Genomic DNA, 19,636 nt, shown 5'->3' on the forward strand with positions numbered 1-19,636 from the left:
GAGACATTTTACTTTGTCTCAGCTTTTTTACTATCTTATGAACGCAGCTCTGCGCCTGTTTCCTGCTTAACCGCTTCAAGCACTTTGTTATGTGCTTTGACGACTTCTTCGTCAGTCAACGTACGTTCAGGATCCATATACGTCAGTGAGAATGCAAGGGATTTCTTGCCTTCCTCCATTTTATCTCCCTGATATAGATCAAATAGCTGAACCTGCTTCAGCAGTGTTCCGCCGGCCTGTTTAATAATCGCTTCAAGTGTACCTGCTGCAACGGTTCTATCTGTTACAAGCGCAATATCCCTCGAGATAGAAGGGTATCTTGGAATGACGTTGTACTTAAGCGGTACAGACTCTTCCTGATAAATCGCTTCAAGCTTGATTTCAAATACATACGTTTCCTTGAGATCAAGCTCTTTTGCTTTGACAGGGTGAACCTGTCCAACAAGTCCGATCTGCTGACCCTTATAAATAACTGCAGCTGTTCTGCCCGGGTGCATATGATCCATCTGAGCAGCTTCATAGCGGATATCTTCAGCTACGCCAAGTTTCTCCCAAAGAGCATCCAGAATTCCTTTTGCTACATAGAAGTCAACCGGCTTTTTCTCGCCCTGCCATGGATGCAGCTGCCACAGCCCTGTAAGCGCACCTGCAAGATGTTCTTCTTCGTTCGGCAGTTCGCCGCCTTCAGACAGGAATACTGATCCTGTTTCATAGAAGGCAGAAGAATCTTTTTGTCTCGCACTGTTGTATGAAACACTTTCAAGCAACTGTGGGATAATGCTTTGTCTAAGCTGGCTTCGCTCTTCACTCATTGGCATCATAAGTTCTACAGGTGTCTTTACCTCAAGCGCAAACTCAGTGACTTTCTGCTGGTTTGTCAGTGAATACGTGACAGCCTGAACAAGTCCTGCGCCTTCCATTGTCTGACGGATCAGACGACGCTTTTGCTGTCTTGGGGACAGTCCGCCCGGATTTGTTTCATGAACAGGAAGTGTCATTGGGATATTGTCATAGCCGTACAGTCGTGCAACCTCTTCAATCAGGTCTTCTTCAATTTCAAGATCCCCGCGGCGCGTTGGAGCTGACACTGTAATCAAACCGTCCTGTGAATCAGCTTCAATCTGAAGCCGGCGGAAAATATCGAGCACATCAGCTTCAGAAAGATCTGTACCTGTTACACGATTGATTTTCTCAAGGCTGATTGAGATCACTTTTTCTTTGATGTCCATATGCTCAGCAGCAGATGTACCGGAAAGTACTTTTCCATCTGCATACAATGACATCAGCTGGGCTGCGCGTTCTGCTGCAAGTGCTGCACGCTTGGGATCCACACCTTTTTCAAAACGTGAGCTTGCTTCACTGCGGAGGCCAATCTCTTTTGACGTCTGACGTACTGAAGACGGCGCAAAGTAAGCAGACTCAATGACAACATTGACTGTCTGATCAGTCACTTCACTGTCATAGCCGCCCATTACACCTGCAATCGCCATTGGCTCTTCTCCATTTGTGATCACCAGATGATTGTCACTTAATGTTCTCTCAGCTTCATCAAGCGTTTTAATCTTCTCACCCTGTTTGGCAAGACGGACGACGATTTCGCCTGTTTTAATCTGATCAAGGTCAAATGCGTGAAGCGGCTGCCCGTATTCAATCAGAATATAGTTCGTAATATCAACAACATTGTTGTGTGGTCTGATGCCTGCAGCAACGAGACGGTTTTTCATCCACTGAGGAGATTCACCAACTTTTACATCCTTCACTACTTTTGCAAGATAGATCGGGTTTTCTTCCGTTGCTTCCACGCTTACTTTAATCACATCTTCCGCTTTTTCTAAGACAGTGTCATAGCTCAGATCCGGAAGCTTTACAGGGCGATCAAGGATAGCGCCTGTCTCATAAGCCACTCCAATCATACTCATTGCATCAGCACGGTTCGGTGTAAGACCAAGTTCTAAAATTGCATCATCGAGCATCAGCGCTTCAAGTGCATCTGCACCGACTTCTGCATTTTGAGGGAAGTTAAAAATACCTTCTGCATATTTCTTTTCAACAAGCTTTGCTTCCACGCCAAGCTCCTGAAGTGAGCAGATCATCCCGTGAGAAGCTTCACCGCGCAGCTTCGCCTTTTTAATTTTAAAGTTACCGGGAAGTACTGCGCCAACTTTTGCTACAGCTACTTTCTGTCCCTGGCCAACGTTTGGCGCGCCGCAGATAATCTGTACGGTCTCATCCTCACCTACATCCACCTGACAAATATTCAGCTTGTCTGCTTCCGGGTGTTTTTCACATGAGACAACGTGTCCGATGACAACGTTTTTAATACCTTCTGCAGGTACTTCTACTCCTTCAACCTCAATTCCTGAGCGTGTAATCTTCTCAGCGAGCTCTTCAGGGGTTACATCAGTTAAGTCAATATATTCTTCCAGCCATTTATAAGATACAAACATGTCAGATCCTCCTTAGCGAATTTCCTTACGTGCGAATTGTTTTAAGAAACGGTCATCATTCGTGTAGAAATGACGGATATCATCAATTCCGTATTTCAGCATGGCAATCCGCTCCGGTCCCATTCCAAATGCAAAACCTGAATATTTCTCAGGATCAAATCCAGCCATTCTCAAGACGTTTGGATGCACCATTCCAGCTCCAAGAATCTCAATCCATCCTGTTCCTTTACAAACGCTGCAGCCTTTTCCCCCACAGATCTTACATGAAATATCCATTTCAACTGACGGTTCTGTAAACGGGAAGAAACTTGGACGCAGTCTGATTTCACGGTCTTCACCGAACATCTTTTTCGCAAATACATTCAACGTCCCTTTCAGATCACTCATACGGATATTTTCATCCACTACAAGGCCTTCGATCTGCATGAACTGGTGAGAGTGCGTTGCATCATCATTATCACGGCGATACACTTTACCCGGACAGATAATTTTCACAGGACCTTTTCCTGCGTGACGCTCCATCGTTCTGGCCTGTACAGGAGATGTATGTGTTCTGAGCAACACGTCTTCAGTGATGTAAAATGAATCCTGCATATCTCTTGCGGGGTGTCCTTTAGGCAGGTTAAGTGCTTCAAAGTTGTAATAATCCTTTTCAACTTCAGGGCCCTCTTCCACGGTATAACCCATCGAGATAAACAGATCTTCAATTTCTTCAATCACAGTTGTCAGCGGGTGCGCGTGACCTGCAGGTACAGGACGTCCCGGCAGTGTAACATCAATCGACTCTTCTGCAAGCTGCTTTTCAACTGCTTCCTTTTCAAGTCCTTCCTGCTTTTCCTCGATCGCACCTGTAATATTGTCACGCACTTCATTTGCAAGCGCACCCATCTTTGGACGTTCTTCAGCTGAGAGCTTTCCCATTCCCTTCAGCACTTCGGTGATCGGTCCTTTTTTGCCCAGATATGCAACCCGGACATCATTTAATTCTTTTAAGTCAGCAGCATGCTGAACTTTTTCAAGCGCTTCCTGCTTCAGTTCCTGTAATCGTTGTTCCATTACATGCGTTCCTCCTTTAGTTCATCGGCTTATTTCACATTCTCCAAAAAGCCGGATCAATATAAAAAAGCACTTCACCCCTGGTAAAAGGGACGAAGTGCTTTGATTCCGTGGTACCACCCTGATTGATCCGTCATAATAGACAGATCCGCTCATTAGACTGATAACGGCGTTTAGCCGGTACACCTTTACGCGATTATGCGGTCCCGGTGACAACTCTGGAGGTGAACTTCATCATGGTTTGTGCAGGCGGATTTTCAGTCAAGGACCCACCTTCCCTGTCACACAAATTGACCAGATTACTTTTCTCCGTCAACGTTTTTATTTCTTTTCACAACAAGTATATACTACTTGAAATTCATTTTAAAGACAATCATTGTTTTTTCAAATGATAAAGCAGGATCCCTGCAGCAATCGCCACATTTAATGATTCGCTTTTTCCGTAGATCGGAATATAAAGGTTTTGATCTGTCAGTTCAAGGAACTCAGGATTAACACCGGCGCCTTCATTACCGACAATCAATGCAAACTTTTCCTGCGGTGCAGTATGTCCATATGGCTCAGCATCCTGCAGAGAAGTTCCATATACAGGAATCCCTGACTCTTTGCATGCTTCAATGGCTGATGACAGGTCACGCCTGATCAAAGGCAGGTGAAAATGACTGCCCTGGGCGGAGCGGAGCACTTTTGCATTATATGGATCCGCGGTGCCTTTTCCTAATATTATGGCATCCATTCCAGCCGCATCAGCTGTTCTGATCATCGTTCCGAGGTTACCCGGATCCTGCACAGCATCAAGCATCAGAATATTCGTCGCCTTAATCGTCTCGAATTCAGCAGAAGGCTGTCTGCAGACTGTAAATACACCTTGAGTATGTTCAGTCTCTGCAAGCAGGAGTGCAATTTCTTCTGTCACAAAATGAATCGCAGCATCTTCAAGATAGTCAGGCAGCTCTATTCCCTCTTTTATAACCACTTCAACTGCCGCACCCTCTTTTATTGCCTCTTCAGTTAAATGCCATCCTTCAGCAAGAAATAATCCGCTCTTATCGCGACCTTTTTTTGTCGTTAATTTTTTCCACTCTTTCACTTTTGTATTTTGCAGTGATTGAATCACGTGTATACAACTCCCTGTTTCATCGATTCCTTTATTATAGCCCTGGTTTTGTGAATAAATAAAGTAAAGATGGAGAAACTATCATTCTGAATGGAGGGTTGACGATGAATTTGAATATCAGACAAACCGTCGTGCAAAATGTAAAAGAAAACAACGTTGAGCAGCTGAAGGATACGATTGTTGATTCAATTCAACGGGAGGAAGAACAGCTCCTGCCTGGACTTGGCGTACTGTTTGAGATCATCTGGAAAGAAAGTCCTGAAGCAGAACAGCAAAAAATGTTGCAGGTGCTTGAAGGCGGACTTAAGCATTAATTAAAAAGTCCACACCAAACACTGCAGCATAGCCGAATGCAAGTGTCCAGAGCGCAATGCTGATCACCTGCCAGATAAGTACGCGCGTTTTATCAGCACCTAATGTCAGCGCGATAAAAGCAGCAATGTGCGTACCGATCAGGATAGGACCAAGAAGTGACAGGCCGGGTAAACCGTATTTATTCCATATATTTCTCGCCCTCGTCTGTCGCTTCCCTTCTTTTTTACCCTCACTTTTTTCTTTTCTTTTTGCCAGGTATTCCTTCACTTTCTGAAATAAAACAATCAGCAGAAATACGGTTAACAGATTACCTGCAAACCCCGTTACCATTACCCAAAAAGGTGACAACCCTCTCAAAATCCCAAGCGGTATAACCAGCGCAATCTCAAGCCACGGCGTAGCAGCGGCCAGAAACAACAGCGCATATTCAACAATTGGCATAATAGACTCCTTTAAATGTAGTTAAAGTTATCATACTTGATAACCTGTTAGGACTAAACTTAAAAGTTTAGAGTAAGCTTGGTTCTTATATTGATACAGAGGTGAACGAAGCGGAAGACGGTGACTCCAGCGGGATAAAACGGACAGGTGAGACCCCGCAGAGCGAAGCTCGAGGAGGCTCACCGGGGCCACAAAACGGCCCATCCACTTGGAAAGCACCGCCTGCAGCGCAGTGAACCGTTTACAGAATGAAAGGCCGGGACATATTTGCCCCAGCCTTCACATTAATCAAACGTAATTGAATTAACAGCGTCGCGGTCAAGCTTTTTAATGACTTCCACGATCAGCTTCACAGCATTCTCATAATCATCCTTATGAATCATCGCTGCATGTGAGTGAATATAGCGTGATGCAACAGTGATGGCAATAGAAGGTGCGCCGGTTGCTGATAAGTGAATCGAACCTGCGTCTGTTCCTCCGCCTGCAATCGCATCAAACTGATAAGGAATGCCATGCTCATCAGCAATGTTCGTAATGAAATCTCTCAGACCTTTATGACCAACCATCGAAGCATCATAAAGAATAATCTGAGGGCCATCACCCATCTTTGAACTTGCCTCTTTAGCCGTCACGCCAGGCGTATCTCCGGCAATACCAACATCCACTGCAATACCGATATCAGGCTTTACAGTTGCAGCTGCTGTACGGGCGCCGCGCAGGCCGACTTCTTCCTGTACTGTCCCTACACCGTACACTTCATTCGGGTGCTGCTGATCTTTCAGCTGTCTAAGCACATCAATGGCAATCGCACATCCGATACGGTTATCCCAGGCTTTTGCAAGAAGCATTTTATCATTGTTCATCACTGTAAACTCAAAATATGGAACAGCCATATCACCAGGTGTTACGCCCCATTCCATCGCTTCTTCTTTAGAAGATGCACCGATATCAATAAACATATCTTTAATATCAACCGGCTTTTTGCGCGCTTCCGGAGGCAGGATATGCGGTGGCTTTGAACCAATCACACCTGTAATATCACCTTTATTTGTAACGATCGTTACACGCTGCGCCAGCATGACCTGAGACCACCAGCCCCCGACTGTCTGGAACTTCAGAAAGCCTTTATCATCAATCTGTGTGATCATAAAGCCGACTTCATCCAGGTGACCTGCCACCATTACTCGCGGCCCGCCTTCTTCACCTGATTTCTTAGCGATCAGGCTTCCGATACCATCTGTTGACACTTCATCAGCAAATGGTGATATGTATTTCTTCATAACCTCTCTCGGCTCACGTTCATTACCAGGAATTCCTTTTGCATCCGTTAAATCTTTCAGCATTGTCAGCTGTTCATTATATTTTGTCATTTCTTCGCCTCCCTAACATATTTCCAACAGTCATTATAACACTTCGACAGAGTATTCACAAAATTAGTACTCCTTCTTTTGACGCTCTACGTTAACTTTGTTCTTTTGAATATAAGCCTGAATGGTATCCTGTGCACTGAAGCTGAGCTTTTCACCAATGGCTAAATACACATGCCACATCTGAATATAATGATCTTTAGTCTGATCCAGTTCGAACGCACTGATACACCTGTTAAATGCTATAAACAAATCAGTCAGCGATTGGCTTCCCTTTTCATCAGCGCTACCCGAAAATCTGAAATCTTTTTCAAGTCCAATAGACAATAGAAAATGAATGCCATCCACATATTCTTCGAGGATGATACTTTTTTCAGAAGGTCCTTTTCTGCTCCAGAATTTAAAACATCTTGTTTCATTCGCAAGCTCACCTGCTTCCACTGATAAAGCGAGCAGCTTATCTCTTAACAGATCTTTACCTGTCAGGTTATTTTCTCTTTCAATAAATGAATCCAATTCATTTTGCATGTGATACAGCTCATCCCAGTTCAACATCGTATCCCCTCCTTCTGATTCAGTTTAACAAAAAATCATATAAAAACTGAAACTTTTACGATCCTGTATACGTACAAGGGTAAAAGAGGTTACAGGGGGTTTCGCATGATCTTAATTCTGCTCAGGGTACTGATTACTATACTGATACTCTATCTGCTATATAAAGGGATTAAATATTTGTTTGATCCTAAAAGAAAACTTGAGCTCGCTCATGAAAAAGAAGACTATTACTTCCATGATGATGCACGCAATCCGAGAAAAAACTTTTTCATTACGTACAATGGCGTTATGTTCCAGGGGGAGAAATACCTTGGTGAAGCTGACCGTTCATTTGACGTGGTGAGTATATTCGTCTGGCCGGATGATCCGGCTAATCTTCAGGGGTTTAAAGTGGAGGATTTCCGTTTTATAGAGACTGAAATCAAAAGCAACTACCCATACGCAAAGATTGACTGGAAGAGTCCGATCCGGGAACTGCTTGAAAAGGAAGACGCGTAAAGTTTACATCCTTATAGATCGTTATACAAAAATGAGCCTCCATAGATAACGCTGTGGAGGCTCATTTCTGTCACTAATCACTTCAGTTCAGCATCAGCCTGATCGTCCGGATTAACTAGTCACCCATATAATCAATGCGCTATGCAAAATGACGATAAATGGCATTCCAATTCTGAAGGACGTATGTTTCGTTTTATGGCGATAAACACTCATGGCGACCCATGACCCCATAGACCCTCCTGCTATTGCAATTGTCCATAACGTCTTCTCAGCAATTCTGTATTCATTTTTCTGCGCACGTTTTTTATCATTTCTCATCGATATGAATCCAGCTGCAGTCATGATCAAGTAAAACAAAATAAACAGCGTATCCATCATTACACCTCTTTCAAGCATTTACGGTTGAACGGAACTATCTTAACACAATCTGCCTGACGACATTAAAAAAGACTGCCCGGTGAAGGACAGCCTTGTTTATTACTTGTTAAGTTCAGTTTTAGCAGCGTCTGCAAGTTGTGCGAATGCTTTTTCATCTGCAACAGCAAGATCTGCAAGCATTTTACGGTTTACTTCGATACCTGCAAGCTTAAGACCGTGCATTAGACGGCTGTAAGAAAGGCCGTTTGTGCGTGCAGCTGCGTTGATACGAGTGATCCATAGCTTACGGAAATCACGCTTTTTCTGACGACGGTCACGGAAAGCATAGTTTCCTGACTTCATTACCTGCTGATTAGCTACTTTGTATAGCGTGTGTTTTGAACCATAATAACCTTTAGCGAGTTTAAGAACTCTTTTTCTACGTTTACGAGAAACGATTCCACCTTTAACACGTGGCATAGTAAATTACCTCCTAATAAATCATGTTCATTATTTTTAGAATTAGATCATATCTTTGATGCGTTTGTAATCGCCTGAAGACACAAGTGAGCCTTTACGCAGTTTACGCTTAGCTTTTGTTGACTTGTTAGCGAAAAGGTGACTAGTGAATGCACGTGAACGCTTAAGTTTCCCTTTACCTGTCTTCTTGAAACGCTTAGCTGATCCACGGTGAGTTTTCATTTTTGGCATGAGTAGTATCCTCCTTAAATCATTACTTTTCGTTCGTTGGTGCAAGCATAAGGAACATGCTGCGGCCGTCCATCTTCGGCTTTGTTTCTACTGTAGAAAGATCTTTACATTCTTCAGCAAAACGCTCAAGCACTCTCTGGCCGATTTCCTTATGTGTAATGGCACGTCCGCGGAAACGGATTGAAGCTTTTACTTTATCGCCTTTTTCAAGGAACTTCCGTGCATTACGAAGCTTTGTATTGAAATCATGTTCTTCAATTCCAGGGCTCAGACGAACCTCTTTTAAATTGATGATTTTTTGATTTTTACGTGCTTCTTTTTCTTTTTTCTGCTGTTCGAATTTGTACTTACCATAGTCCATAATTCTTGCAACAGGCGGCTTAGCATTTGGCGCAACCAGAACGAGGTCAAGGTTGACACGCGCTGCGATATCAAGCGCTTCATTCTTTGATTTAACACCTAGCTGTTCACCGTTTTGATCAATCAGACGCACCTCGCGTGAACGGATGCTTTCATTAATCTGTGTGTTATCCTTGCTAATAGTAATCCACCTCCGGATTGATTTTGAATACCATTGTGACGTGTTTTCGACAACAAAAAAAGCCGGAAACTTCATAAGTCTCCCGCTACCATACACATAATGCCCTATTAGGGGTACATGCGTGTGACCATCCAGCTTAAAGGCCGGGAAGGTGAGAAGCGGGTGCCTCTTCTTGTACACAAATCCGTATTCGATTCACTCTTGCTATTGTAGCAAATACCGAGTTGAATGTCAATCCAAGTTCTTAATCAACAAAACTGATGATATCAGATATATGAAAGGGAAGCAATACTTTTTTAAAGATTTCCGCATAAACTCACTTATTTCACAGGTATTCATGTTTTAAAGCAATGTATACAGGATATAGCATGGATAACAAATCGTAACTTTCACTGGAGGAATGAAGATGAAAAAAAGATATACATTCGCTGCACTGACAAGCCTCAGTCTAGTGCTTGCTGCCTGCGGTGAAGAAAGCGAAACAGTAGAAGACCCTACACCTGAGGAAACAGCTGATCAGGCGGAAGAACAGCCTGATTCAGATAATGCTTCCGGTCCGGACGATACCGGTATTTCCTTTCTATCATTTGAAATGGACGCTGACTATGAAGGAAATGATAACGATTTTGAAATCTCCTATGACAGTGAAGGCAGTGAAATAGAGTCTGCCTATGAAAATGAACGCGATATGCTGACGATGTCCGGTGATGATGCGTACCAGGAGATTCAGCCTGTATTAAGTGAATTCGATTTTACAATTGATACACCTGATGAGGAAGTGATCGACAGCATCATCGAAGGATTTGAAGTTGAAGATGGCTTTCAGTCAATTGAAATTGAGGTTAAGTACAGTGATGGAACTGAAAAAGAATATAAAAGAGGAGAATAAAAAATCTGCCGGGAGCTCCGGCAGATTTTTTTATTATCTTGAGATTTCCTGTTTTAACTGCTGTGCGAATTCAGAAAGTGATGCAGTATCAGTATCCTGCTCACCATACTTACGGATATTTACTTCCTGGTTTTCCATTTCCTTATCTCCTACAACAAGCATATAAGGAATCTTTTTCATCTGTGCTTCACGGATCTTATAACCCATCTTTTCATCACGTGTATCAACTTCCACACGTGCACCTGCAAGCTGCAGTTCATCCTGTACTTTTTTAGCAAAGTCAAGGTGAATCGATGGAGATACCGGAATAACCTGTACCTGTACCGGAGCAAGCCAAGCAGGAAGTGCTCCTTTATGCTCTTCAATCAGGAATGCAACAAAACGTTCCATTGTAGACACGACGCCGCGGTGAATAACAACCGGCCGGTGCTGCTTACCATCTTCACCGATATAGTTCAGATCAAACCGTTCAGGAAGAAGGAAATCGAGCTGCACTGTAGAAAGTGTTTCCTCTTTACCAATCGCTGTTTTCACCTGAACATCAAGTTTCGGGCCGTAGAATGCCGCTTCACCTTCAGCTTCAAAGTAGTCATGGCCCATATCGTCCATCGCTTCTTTCAGCATGGCCTGCGCCTTTTCCCACATTGCATTATCATCAAAGTATTTCTCAGTATCCTCAGGATCACGGTAAGAAAGACGGAACTTATAATCATGTAAACCAAAGTCTTTATATACTTCTTCAATCAGGCGCACAACGCGCTGGAATTCTTCTTTAATCTGATCAGGGCGTGCAAAAATGTGTGCATCATTCAGTGTCATTGCACGTACGCGCTGAAGTCCTGATAGTGCACCTGACATTTCATAGCGGTGCATCAGACCAAGTTCTGCAATACGGATCGGCAGTTCACGGTAACTGTGAATATCCTGCTTATACACCATCATATGGTGCGGGCAGTTCATCGGGCGAAGAACAAGTGTTTCATTATCCATCTCCATAGGAGGGAACATACCTTCTTCATAGTGATCCCAGTGACCGCTCGTTTTATAAAGCTCAGCGCTGCCGAGTGCAGGTGTATACACATGATCATAGCCGAGCGATATTTCTTTATCTACAATATAACGTTCGATTGTGCGGCGGATTGTCGCGCCTTTAGGCAGCCAGATTGGCAGTCCCTGACCTACGAGCTGAGAACTTGTGAACAGATCCAGTTCTTTCCCGATCTTACGGTGGTCACGCTGCTTCGCCTCTTCAAGCATATCAAGGTGGTGCTGAAGGTCTTCTTTATTAAAGAAGGCAGTTCCATAGATACGCTGAAGCATTTTATTATCACTATCGCCTCTCCAGTATGCACCGGCAACGCTTAACAGCTTAAATTCTTTAATATGCTTTGTTGATGGCACATGAATGCCGCGGCAAAGGTCAAAAAACTCGCCTTGTTTATAAATTGATACATCTTCTTCTGATGGGATCGCCTCAATCAATTCGAGCTTATAAGGATCATTGATCTCTTTAAAACGGCTTACGGCTTCATCGCGGCTGACAACTTCACGCTCTACGTTAATATTGTCACCAGTGATTTTTTTCATCTCTTTTTCAATTCTCGGAAGATCTTCTGTTGAAATAGAAGATTCAGTATCAATATCGTAGTAGAAGCCACCTTCAATTACAGGGCCAACGCCAAATTTCGCATCCGGGTAAAGACGTTTTACTGCCTGTGCCATCAGGTGGGCTGTACTGTGACGCATAATGTCAAGTGATTCTTCATCATCAGGTGTCAGGATGGCTACTTCTGCATCCTGCTCAAGCGGTGTACGCAGATCAAGCAGCTGTCCATTTACTTTACCGGCAACTGCTTTCTTTTTCAGTCCTGAAGAAATGGATGAAGCGATTTTTTCTACTGTAATGCCTTTAGGGTACTCCTTGCTGTTTCCATCAGGAAAAGTCACTTTAATTTGTTCTTCCATGGGTAACACTCCTTCAATTAAATTTTTGCATATAAAAAACCCCATCCCTGGTAAAGGGACGGAGTTATGATAACCCGCGGTTCCACCCTTCTTTCTGAACAGTTGTTCAGAATCTCTGGTTCAGCTAACGGGCTGCATCCGGTACAAATTACTGCAATGTTCACTCGTACGGCTCAAGGGTGGTAAATGCATTCCGCTTCATAAGAGGATTTCAGCCTGGTCCTCTCTCTCTTATAATCAGCTGTAAATGATTCGTGTCCCTGTCAGTGCCTTTAGATATTAATTGTTTTGATAAGAGTCATTTTAGAATAGGTGGTGGATAAAAGCAAGTTAAAGTTTGAAAATCTGGCGTATCTCCGTTTCAGGCAGATGCTTTCCGAACGGCGGTCGCTAACCGTCCCGGAGTCACCGCCTTCCACTGCGAGTCACCAAGATACTCAAAAATCTAAAGCACCCTCTTTAGTTACGTATTGCGCTTATTCTTACCTTTCATTTCTACAGGCAGTGATAGGAATTTAATACGTTCCATAATTCTTGCCGCTTTGATTGGTTCTTCTTCCCCGCGCTGGGAGTAAGTAAGGTGATGTTCAAGTTCATGATAGTCGAAGTTTGAACTGAAGAATGTTGGAAGTCCTTCTGCCATACGGTATTGAAGAATGGTTCCAAGCACTTCATCTCGCGCCCAGCTAGAAAGCGACTCTGCTCCAATGTCATCAAGCATTAAGATCGATGCTCTTTTCACTGCATCAATTTTGCCGGAGAATGACTGATCACCAAGCGACTGCTTCATTTCTTTTAAAAATTCAGGGAAGTACAGAATAAAGCTTGCTTTATTCTGCTTCTTTAACTCATTAGCAATAGCGCCGAGCAAATAACTTTTCCCTACTCCAAATTTCCCGTGCAGATAGAGGCCTTTATAATGTTCAGGGTCTGATACTAACAGACGGACTGTTTCTTCCGCAGCCTGAAGTGCTTTCATTCTTGAAGGGTGATCAACATCCACCTGATCAAAAGTAGCCTTTAAGACATCCTTAGGAACATACATACTTTGAACAAGCTTTTCTGTCTGTCGCTGTTCCTGAGAAGCGATCTGTCTTGGACAGGGAGCGTATTGCATATCAATATACCCGTTTTGAATGAGGAGCTTCGGCTCGTACCCCTTCATTGTGTTTTTGCACTCTGCCAGGCTTGGACAGTCGGCACATTTTCTTGAACGGGTCATAAATTCATATAATTTAATCATTCCCTGATCGGCTGCATTTGGCGCTAGCTTTTCCTTATGCTTTTGCAGAAAATGCTGAATTTCAGGGTCAGATGCGATTTCTTTTTTCATCATTTCATAACGCTGCTGAAATTGATTTGAACCGGATATACGCCTGATTGTTCTGTTGATCGGATCCATTATTCATCACCTGCCTTGCGTTTATTCTTTTCACGCTCTTTCAGATAGCGTTCACGTTCTTTAAGGAATTCAGGGTCTTCTGCTTCATCAGCGTCATCTGAAGATTGAAACCACTCCGGAAGCTTCTCTTTGCGGATCGTTCGTTCTTTTTTAGCAGACTGCTTCCCGCCTGACTTCTTCCATGTTAAGTAATTTTTATGTTCCTTCTTTGCTTCAGCCATTGCTTCTTCAGCCGTTTTCAGGCCGATTCTGACCCACTGTGAAGCAATTTGTTCTGTAAAGCCTTTCGTCAGCTTCATGTTTGTTCGAAGCAGAACAAATTGAATCAGAACATTAATCACTTCATCAGGAAGTTTTTTCTCATGAATCAAATGGTCGATCAGCTCAAGTTCAGCATTCGAAGGTTTTACCCCTTTAGAGGCATCAATCAGCACCTGAACCGGCGAATTTTTCTTTAAATACTGAAGCGTCTGATCTTCTGAACCAGGCAGCTCCTGCACCGGTTCCGCGTTTAGAGCATAATGTTTCAATGCAGGAAGTGCTGACTTACTTTTCAGCTGAAAAACATCACGGCATGCCTTCCTTAAGGCTTCCATATCAATTTTATCTTCCTCTGTAACAGATGATAAAATCGGATTCTTCAATTCCTGTTCAGACAGCCCATATAATAGAGACAGTTTTACGATCAGCTGTTTCACATCGTAGGTCAATGCTTTTCTGGGAACCATGGCTTCTGACAGCCCTGCGAACAATGCGTGAAAGTCAAAAGTCTGAAAATCAGTACGCACACCTTCACTGTCAGCTTTAAAAGTCAGAGACTGCCCGTCTTCAATTTTTTCCGGCATATGGGGAGAAATATTGGCGTCTGAGTAAAACACATCCTGAAACGATCGTGTCACTTCTTCATAAGCAGTCAGCTTCTCATAAGATACAATAAATCTTTTCTTAAGCCGCTGGAATTGACTCGCACCGATCTGCCGGTATAGAAATACGCTCAGCATCGGATCTTCAAAAAATGCCTTTGCACTGAGTGGCGGCTGAAGCTGGTATGCGTATGATTTTGTTTCTCCTGTTTTCAGGTACGTTTTTAAAAGTCCCATCCCTTCAAGACGGATTCTCGCCTGAAAGATTCTCTCGAGCGGGACCCCTAACAGGTCCATGAGGTTTTTATGTGTACGCGGTTGACTTTCAAGTGTATAACGTTCAACTTCAAGCCACATGATATTGTACAGACTGATCGCATCGGCTCCGAGCAATGGCTGATATAAAAAAGACAACAATTCCCTGTCGTTTTCACTCAGCTGGCCATTCAGCTGAATCAAATATTCATCTGATGGCAGAATTTCTTTCCATAAACCCGTCATAAGCTCAGACCTTTCTTGTTTGCAAATCTATAGGCTACCCTTTGTTAAAGTTGAGTGGTGATTTCCGCTCCAATCACTAGCCGTGCTAAAAAAACATTTAACTTTAACATAGAATGTCTATAAAAAAAGAGCAGATCACTGCTCTTTATTTTCTTTCCTTATTCAACAGTTCTTTCATTTCTTCAATAAATACATTTAAATCTTTGAATTCGCGGTAAACGGATGCAAACCTTACGTAAGCAACTTCATCAACTGACGAAAGCCTGTCCATAACCATTTCGCCAATATCAACAGATGGAATTTCAGAGATACCCTGGCTCCGGAGTTCTCTCTCAATATCAGAAGCAATCTGTTCAAGCTTTTCAAATGGAACAGGGCGCTTCTCACATGATTTGATCAGGCCGCGCAGGATTTTTTCCCTGCTGAATTGTTCTCTGATTCCGTCCCGCTTCACAACAATTAACGGAATCTCTTCCACTTTTTCAAAAGTTGTAAAGCGATATTGACAGTCTTCGCATTCTCTTCTGCGCCGGATCGATTTCCCATCATCAACTTGTCTGGAATCGATGACTCTTGTTGCGTTTTCATGGCAGGATGGACATTTCATTTCACCAGCTCCACATCAAATCTATTTCCTTTAATCATACTGAAAAAACGTTGAAATCACAAGGGTTGCTCTTACTTTTCAGCTTCTCTCATTTCCTTTGAAAGCGCTTCATAACAGGCTGTAATTTCCTGTTTTAACTTTGGATAAGCACCGCCGACCACCATCTGGTCAGTAGAGGCTTTCAGATCAACTGCAGTATGCATTGGTCTCGTACTGACAACGGTTGCAATTAAGAACATTTTAGGATTTTTATTTCGCGTAATCATAATTTCTCCATGATCTTTTGATTCTGAAGAAATGTCGTATCCATCTGCTGAAAAATAACGTTTCACTTCATCGTATACTTTATCGAGTGAAACTTTATAATACCGCGTTTCCAGTTCTTTTTCCTGGTGACGGTCAGCCGTTTCACATTCCTGGCTGAATCTTTTAAATACTCCTTTTAACTTGGCCAACGTAATTCCTCCTCAAGCGTCTATACCAATAGTTTATCAGTTTTTTGGAGAAAATAAAAAAGAGATGCGAAAATGCACCTCTTTTGTCGTATTAACCTGCGTGTACTGTTGATTGTGGTACTTTAACAGGACCCATTCCTCTTGGTACTTCCACTGTTTCGCGGGTCTCAGCTCCAAGTGATTCTGCAATGTGATCTGCAGCTACATTCGGATCAAGATCTCCACAAGTGTATACATCTATGCTTGCATAACCGTGCTCAGGAAAGCTGTGGATTGTCAGATGTGATTCTGAAATAATCACAACGCCACTTACTCCCTGCGGTGCAAATTTATGAAATGCGACTTCTCTTACTTCAGCACCTGATTTTAGTGCAGCATCTACAAATGTTTGTTCAATTAACTCCATGCTGTTTAACTTTTCAAAGTCACAGCCCCATAATTCCGCTATTACATGACGACCCATTGTTTCCATTGATCGTTCCCCCTTACTGAAAATTTGAACTTACCCGGTTAAGCAAACCTGCTGCCACGGGGGAAAGTTAGTCCAATGAGGTCCTAACCCTTTAAGCAGAAGTTATGTTGTGTGAACCGGAATAAGATCACGAAAATCAGTATAAGGTTTTTTGAATGATTTTGCAATGATTTGTTTTTATTTTGAGATATTGAACAAAATATAGTTTTTATATGCGGGGAACCTGCGCTCCAGGCGGGCGCTTTCCACGCGGTCGGCGGTGAGCCTCCCCGCCTGAGCCTGCGGTGTCTCCCCTGTCCGACTATTCGCGCTGGAGTCGTCCGCCTCACGCTCTGGTTCCCTCAACATGATATAAAAAAGAACTGCCGTTACTCAGCAGTTCTCGTGTCAAAAGCTTATTAAATTATGAAGCAGTTACTTCTCTCTGTGATTGTTCCATTTGGTTAGCAAGGTGCTGAACAAGGTCTACTACGCGGCATGAATAGCCCCATTCGTTGTCGTACCATGCCAGGACTTTCACTTTTGTTGCACCCATGACCATGGTTGAAAGTCCGTCCACGATCGCTGAGTTAGAGTTTGTATTGAAGTCAATGGATACCAGAGGTTCTGTTGTGTATGACACAATACCGTTCAAATCACCTTCTGCAGCTTTCTTGAACGCCTGGTTCACTTCTTCAACAGTTACTTCACGCTTAACATCTACTACAAGGTCTACGAGTGACACATTTGGTGTTGGTACACGCAGTGCCATTCCGTGCAGTTTCCCCTGAAGGTTTGGAAGTACTTTGCCGAGCGCTTTTGCTGCACCTGTAGAAGTCGGGATAATTGACTGTCCGCATGATCGTGCACGGCGCAGGTCTTTATGTGGATTATCTATATTTTTCTGATCATTTGTATATGCGTGTACAGTTGTCATCAGTCCGTTTTCAATTCCGAACTCCTGATCAAGAATTTTGGCTACTGGTGCAAGACAGTTTGTTGTACATGATGCATTTGAGATCACATCGTGCTTTTCAACGTTCAGATCCTTTTCATTTACGCCCATTACAATCATCACATCTTCTTGTTTTCCAGGTGCAGTCAACACGACTTTTTTAGCACCGGCTTCAAGGTGAAGAGCTGCTTTATCGCGCGCATTGAATTTACCTGTTGCTTCAATGACAATATCGATATTCATCGAAGCCCATGGAAGATTTGCAGGATCTCTGTCGCTGACAAGTTTGATTTCTTTCCCATTCACAATTAATGCGTCTTCTTTTGCAATTACTTCTGCAGCGAACGCACCATGAGTCGAGTCATATTTAATCAGGTGAGCCAGTGTTTCCGGCGGGTAGCTTGCATTGATCGCTACGATATTAAGTGTATCTTCCATTACCGCTTTTCTAAACACCATACGGCCGATTCGGCCAAACCCGTTGATTGCAATGTTCGTCTTGTTCATGAGGATCCCCCTAATAATGTTATACTTATTTTCAAATTAACTAGCATTAGTATAACATATTAAAAGCGTTTGCAAATACATAATGACAATTTTGAATAAAAAAAGCCTGACGGGTTTGTCAGGTCTTTAATAGGCGGTTCACTATCACAATCAAGGTGTCAGTTCCCACTCTTTGATCAGCTGTTGAAGCTGTTCATATGATTGTTCGATTGAACCGCTGTTATTAATGACTGCATCTGCCTGCTCACGTTTTTTTTCAACGGAGATCTGTGATGCGATTCTTGATTCGGCTTCCTGCTCAGTATAGCTGTTTCTATTCATCAATCGTTCTTTTTGAACCTGGGGTGGTGCGTAGACAACCAGTATTTTCTCAACCATCCATTGAAGTTCACTTTCAAACAATAGTGGAATATCGAGAAAAACAGTATGCTTTCCTGAAGCAAATGCCCGGTCTTTCTGAGCAAGCATATCTGCACGAACTGCCGGATGTACAATCTGATTCAGCTGACTGCGTTTTTGTTCGTCATTAAAAATGATCTCCCCGAGTTTTGGTCTGTCAAGGGTACCATCTTCAGTAAAAACTTCATCACCAAACGTCTCTCTGATTTTTTGATGTGCTTCTTGCCCGGGCTCAACTACTTTCCGCGCTGACTGGTCAGCATCAATTACTGTATATCCCAGACGGATCAACTCGCCTGCGATTGTACTTTTACCCGTTGCAATGCTTCCTGTTAATCCAATAATCATAAGTGTCCCCTTACTTTTGACATGTGGTGCAGTAGTGTGAGGTTCTGCCTCCAACAACTGCTTTTTTAACCGGTGACTGGCAGACAGGGCAGACAGATTTTGCATACATCTGAAGCCGCTCCTGCATCCCTCCTGCTTCACCATTTACGTTTCTGTAATCTGAGATGCTGCTTCCGCCAGCAGCTATACCTTCACGCAGTACATCTACAATGTGCTGAAACAACTCTCTTTTCTTTTTCAGGCTGAGTCGGTCAGTTCTTCTTTTCGGACTGACACCTGCTCTGAATAAAGCTTCTGTTGCATAAATATTGCCGCACCCCGCGATCACACTGTGATGCATAATAGATTCCTTAATCGCTTTACGCGAAAACTTCGGCAGAGATAAGGCTGCTAAAAACCTGAACTCTGCATCTTCATCAAATGGTTCAGGACCAATTTCAGCAAGCGGGGGATGCGCTTCTTCTGACGGCAGAAATCTCATTTCACCAAACCGCCGGATATCAGAATAAACCAGTTTCTGATCATTAGAAAGAGTGAATATGACATGTACGTGATTTCTAAAACGGTCTTCTAAGATCTCCCCGAGTTCATTCACCACAAACCAGGCGCCTGTCATACCCAGGTGTGAAAGAATCAGCATCCCATCGCCTCCAAGACGAAAGAGCAAATACTTACTCCTTCTTTCAATGGAGGCAATCTCACTGTTTTCTACTGCAAACTTAAAAGAATCCAGCCCTTCTCCTTTTACAACAGCTTTCCTGCCTGCTTCATGCGCTTTTATCACGGTCTCTGAAAATGAGACTTCCTTTATTGTCAGTCCTTCAATTTTGGGAGCGAGACCCCTTTTTACATGTTCAACTTCCGGTAATTCAGGCATGTCCCGTCACTC

Annotated in this window: 22 protein-coding genes and 2 other annotated features; of the genes, 3 read left to right on the plus strand and 19 right to left on the minus strand. The window is 43.2% G+C overall.

Going from position 1 to position 19,636, the window contains the following annotated elements; all coding sequences use genetic code 11:
* Positions 1 to 35 precede the first annotated feature (35 nt).
* The 3 genes from pheT to JOD21_RS07685 all read right to left on the minus strand — a co-directional run bounded on the left by pheT (position 36) and on the right by JOD21_RS07685 (position 4,626).
* Complete coding sequence (gene pheT, locus JOD21_RS07675) at positions 36 to 2,447, minus strand: phenylalanine--tRNA ligase subunit beta (RefSeq protein WP_204729050.1); 2,412 nt, start codon at positions 2,445 to 2,447, stop codon at positions 36 to 38.
* A 12-nt stretch (positions 2,448 to 2,459) separates the two neighbouring features.
* Positions 2,460 to 3,503 carry a phenylalanine--tRNA ligase subunit alpha gene (gene pheS, locus JOD21_RS07680; RefSeq protein ID WP_204729051.1) on the minus strand — a complete coding sequence of 348 codons (1,044 nt, stop codon included), beginning with the start codon at positions 3,501 to 3,503 and terminating at the stop codon, positions 2,460 to 2,462.
* An 85-nt stretch (positions 3,504 to 3,588) separates the two neighbouring features.
* Positions 3,589 to 3,828: a binding site (T-box leader), on the minus strand.
* A gap of 48 nt (positions 3,829 to 3,876) precedes the next feature.
* Positions 3,877 to 4,626 (minus strand): TrmH family RNA methyltransferase, encoded by a 750-nt coding sequence (locus JOD21_RS07685; RefSeq protein ID WP_204729156.1) that lies wholly within the window; start codon positions 4,624 to 4,626, stop codon positions 3,877 to 3,879.
* 98 nt (positions 4,627 to 4,724) lie between these two features.
* Between JOD21_RS07685 and sspI the strand changes: the two genes are divergently transcribed.
* The gene (gene sspI, locus JOD21_RS07690; RefSeq protein ID WP_204729052.1) at positions 4,725 to 4,934 is read left to right on the plus strand and encodes a small acid-soluble spore protein SspI; all 210 of its coding nucleotides are present in this window, start codon (positions 4,725 to 4,727) and stop codon (positions 4,932 to 4,934) included.
* Here the strand turns inward: sspI and JOD21_RS07695 are convergent.
* The 3 genes from JOD21_RS07695 to JOD21_RS07705 form a co-directional block, all read right to left on the minus strand.
* Complete coding sequence (locus tag JOD21_RS07695; RefSeq protein WP_239581482.1) at positions 4,924 to 5,376, minus strand: small multi-drug export protein; 453 nt, start codon at positions 5,374 to 5,376, stop codon at positions 4,924 to 4,926. The genes sspI and JOD21_RS07695 overlap by 11 nt on opposite strands.
* A 284-nt stretch (positions 5,377 to 5,660) precedes the next feature.
* A complete protein-coding gene (locus tag JOD21_RS07700; protein ID WP_204729053.1) occupies positions 5,661 to 6,746 on the minus strand; it encodes a M42 family metallopeptidase in 1,086 nt (361 codons plus the stop codon).
* Between the two features lie 63 nt (positions 6,747 to 6,809).
* Complete coding sequence (locus JOD21_RS07705; protein WP_239581483.1) at positions 6,810 to 7,298, minus strand: dUTP diphosphatase; 489 nt, start codon at positions 7,296 to 7,298, stop codon at positions 6,810 to 6,812.
* Positions 7,299 to 7,403: 105 nt separating this feature from the next.
* Between JOD21_RS07705 and JOD21_RS07710 the strand changes: the two genes are divergently transcribed.
* Complete coding sequence (locus JOD21_RS07710) at positions 7,404 to 7,796, plus strand: sigma-w pathway protein ysdB (RefSeq protein ID WP_204729054.1); 393 nt, start codon at positions 7,404 to 7,406, stop codon at positions 7,794 to 7,796.
* Between the two features lie 111 nt (positions 7,797 to 7,907).
* Here JOD21_RS07710 and JOD21_RS07715 read toward each other — a convergent pair whose 3' ends face one another.
* From JOD21_RS07715 to infC, 4 genes are all read right to left on the minus strand, one after another.
* Positions 7,908 to 8,171 carry a DUF1294 domain-containing protein gene (locus JOD21_RS07715; protein ID WP_239581484.1) on the minus strand — a complete coding sequence of 88 codons (264 nt, stop codon included), beginning with the start codon at positions 8,169 to 8,171 and terminating at the stop codon, positions 7,908 to 7,910.
* Positions 8,172 to 8,273: 102 nt separating this feature from the next.
* Positions 8,274 to 8,633, minus strand: coding sequence for a 50S ribosomal protein L20 (gene rplT / locus JOD21_RS07720; RefSeq protein ID WP_204729055.1), 360 nt, complete (start codon positions 8,631 to 8,633; stop codon positions 8,274 to 8,276).
* A gap of 42 nt (positions 8,634 to 8,675) precedes the next feature.
* On the minus strand, positions 8,676 to 8,864 hold the full coding sequence (gene rpmI / locus JOD21_RS07725) for a 50S ribosomal protein L35 (protein ID WP_039810275.1): 189 nt from the start codon (positions 8,862 to 8,864) through the stop codon (positions 8,676 to 8,678).
* A 22-nt stretch (positions 8,865 to 8,886) separates the two neighbouring features.
* Positions 8,887 to 9,480 (minus strand): translation initiation factor IF-3, encoded by a 594-nt coding sequence (infC, locus tag JOD21_RS07730; RefSeq protein ID WP_084218545.1) that lies wholly within the window; start codon positions 9,478 to 9,480, stop codon positions 8,887 to 8,889.
* A 331-nt stretch (positions 9,481 to 9,811) separates the two neighbouring features.
* Between infC and JOD21_RS07735 the strand changes: the two genes are divergently transcribed.
* Complete coding sequence (locus JOD21_RS07735; protein ID WP_204729056.1) at positions 9,812 to 10,294, plus strand: YusW family protein; 483 nt, start codon at positions 9,812 to 9,814, stop codon at positions 10,292 to 10,294.
* Positions 10,295 to 10,327: 33 nt separating this feature from the next.
* Here JOD21_RS07735 and thrS read toward each other — a convergent pair whose 3' ends face one another.
* From thrS to mutM, 9 genes are all read right to left on the minus strand, one after another.
* A complete protein-coding gene (gene thrS, locus JOD21_RS07740; RefSeq protein WP_204729057.1) occupies positions 10,328 to 12,259 on the minus strand; it encodes a threonine--tRNA ligase in 1,932 nt (643 codons plus the stop codon).
* Positions 12,260 to 12,310: 51 nt separating this feature from the next.
* Positions 12,311 to 12,535, minus strand: a binding site (T-box leader).
* A gap of 187 nt (positions 12,536 to 12,722) precedes the next feature.
* On the minus strand, positions 12,723 to 13,661 hold the full coding sequence (gene dnaI / locus JOD21_RS07745; protein ID WP_204729058.1) for a primosomal protein DnaI: 939 nt from the start codon (positions 13,659 to 13,661) through the stop codon (positions 12,723 to 12,725).
* Positions 13,661 to 15,025, minus strand: a complete 1,365-nt coding sequence (locus JOD21_RS07750) for a replication initiation and membrane attachment family protein (protein WP_204729059.1) — start codon at positions 15,023 to 15,025, stop codon at positions 13,661 to 13,663. The genes dnaI and JOD21_RS07750 overlap by 1 nt, the downstream gene beginning before the upstream one ends.
* Before the next feature lie 145 nt (positions 15,026 to 15,170).
* Positions 15,171 to 15,632, minus strand: a complete 462-nt coding sequence (gene nrdR, locus JOD21_RS07755; RefSeq protein ID WP_204729060.1) for a transcriptional regulator NrdR — start codon at positions 15,630 to 15,632, stop codon at positions 15,171 to 15,173.
* Positions 15,633 to 15,703: 71 nt separating this feature from the next.
* Positions 15,704 to 16,087, minus strand: coding sequence for a cytosolic protein (locus JOD21_RS07760; RefSeq protein ID WP_204729061.1), 384 nt, complete (start codon positions 16,085 to 16,087; stop codon positions 15,704 to 15,706).
* A 91-nt stretch (positions 16,088 to 16,178) separates the two neighbouring features.
* A complete protein-coding gene (gene speD / locus JOD21_RS07765; protein ID WP_041120941.1) occupies positions 16,179 to 16,559 on the minus strand; it encodes an adenosylmethionine decarboxylase in 381 nt (126 codons plus the stop codon).
* Positions 16,560 to 16,962: 403 nt separating this feature from the next.
* Positions 16,963 to 18,000 (minus strand): glyceraldehyde-3-phosphate dehydrogenase, encoded by a 1,038-nt coding sequence (locus JOD21_RS07770; RefSeq protein WP_204729062.1) that lies wholly within the window; start codon positions 17,998 to 18,000, stop codon positions 16,963 to 16,965.
* A gap of 150 nt (positions 18,001 to 18,150) precedes the next feature.
* Positions 18,151 to 18,747: a dephospho-CoA kinase gene (gene coaE / locus JOD21_RS07775; RefSeq protein ID WP_204729063.1), complete on the minus strand. Its 597-nt coding sequence runs from the start codon at positions 18,745 to 18,747 to the stop codon at positions 18,151 to 18,153.
* 10 nt (positions 18,748 to 18,757) lie between these two features.
* The gene (mutM, locus tag JOD21_RS07780; protein ID WP_204729064.1) at positions 18,758 to 19,624 is read right to left on the minus strand and encodes a bifunctional DNA-formamidopyrimidine glycosylase/DNA-(apurinic or apyrimidinic site) lyase; all 867 of its coding nucleotides are present in this window, start codon (positions 19,622 to 19,624) and stop codon (positions 18,758 to 18,760) included.
* Positions 19,625 to 19,636: the final 12 nt, after the last annotated feature.

Source organism: Jeotgalibacillus terrae, assembly GCF_016908195.1.
GTDB classification, from domain to species: domain Bacteria; phylum Bacillota; class Bacilli; order Bacillales; family Jeotgalibacillaceae; genus Jeotgalibacillus; species Jeotgalibacillus terrae.

Coding starts and splice junctions, on each gene's coding strand:
- JOD21_RS07715 (WP_239581484.1), bottom strand. CDS start 8,171: ATGGATACGCTGTTTATTTTGTTTTACTTGATCATGACTGCAGCTGGA.
- JOD21_RS07710 (WP_204729054.1), top strand. CDS start 7,404: ATGATCTTAATTCTGCTCAGGGTACTGATTACTATACTGATACTCTAT.
- pheT (WP_204729050.1), bottom strand. CDS start 2,447: ATGTTTGTATCTTATAAATGGCTGGAAGAATATATTGACTTAACTGAT.
- sspI (WP_204729052.1), top strand. CDS start 4,725: ATGAATTTGAATATCAGACAAACCGTCGTGCAAAATGTAAAAGAAAAC.
- JOD21_RS07735 (WP_204729056.1), top strand. CDS start 9,812: ATGAAAAAAAGATATACATTCGCTGCACTGACAAGCCTCAGTCTAGTG.
- rplT (WP_204729055.1), bottom strand. CDS start 8,633: ATGCCACGTGTTAAAGGTGGAATCGTTTCTCGTAAACGTAGAAAAAGA.
- coaE (WP_204729063.1), bottom strand. CDS start 18,747: ATGATTATTGGATTAACAGGAAGCATTGCAACGGGTAAAAGTACAATC.
- JOD21_RS07750 (WP_204729059.1), bottom strand. CDS start 15,025: ATGACGGGTTTATGGAAAGAAATTCTGCCATCAGATGAATATTTGATT.
- rpmI (WP_039810275.1), bottom strand. CDS start 8,864: ATGCCAAAAATGAAAACTCACCGTGGATCAGCTAAGCGTTTCAAGAAG.
- speD (WP_041120941.1), bottom strand. CDS start 16,559: ATGGAAACAATGGGTCGTCATGTAATAGCGGAATTATGGGGCTGTGAC.
- JOD21_RS07770 (WP_204729062.1), bottom strand. CDS start 18,000: ATGAACAAGACGAACATTGCAATCAACGGGTTTGGCCGAATCGGCCGT.
- JOD21_RS07695 (WP_239581482.1), bottom strand. CDS start 5,376: ATGCCAATTGTTGAATATGCGCTGTTGTTTCTGGCCGCTGCTACGCCG.
- infC (WP_084218545.1), bottom strand. CDS start 9,480: ATGAAGTTTCCGGCTTTTTTTGTTGTCGAAAACACGTCACAATGGTAT.
- mutM (WP_204729064.1), bottom strand. CDS start 19,624: ATGCCTGAATTACCGGAAGTTGAACATGTAAAAAGGGGTCTCGCTCCC.
- thrS (WP_204729057.1), bottom strand. CDS start 12,259: ATGGAAGAACAAATTAAAGTGACTTTTCCTGATGGAAACAGCAAGGAG.
- nrdR (WP_204729060.1), bottom strand. CDS start 15,632: ATGAAATGTCCATCCTGCCATGAAAACGCAACAAGAGTCATCGATTCC.
- dnaI (WP_204729058.1), bottom strand. CDS start 13,661: ATGGATCCGATCAACAGAACAATCAGGCGTATATCCGGTTCAAATCAA.
- pheS (WP_204729051.1), bottom strand. CDS start 3,503: ATGGAACAACGATTACAGGAACTGAAGCAGGAAGCGCTTGAAAAAGTT.
- JOD21_RS07705 (WP_239581483.1), bottom strand. CDS start 7,298: ATGTTGAACTGGGATGAGCTGTATCACATGCAAAATGAATTGGATTCA.
- JOD21_RS07700 (WP_204729053.1), bottom strand. CDS start 6,746: ATGACAAAATATAATGAACAGCTGACAATGCTGAAAGATTTAACGGAT.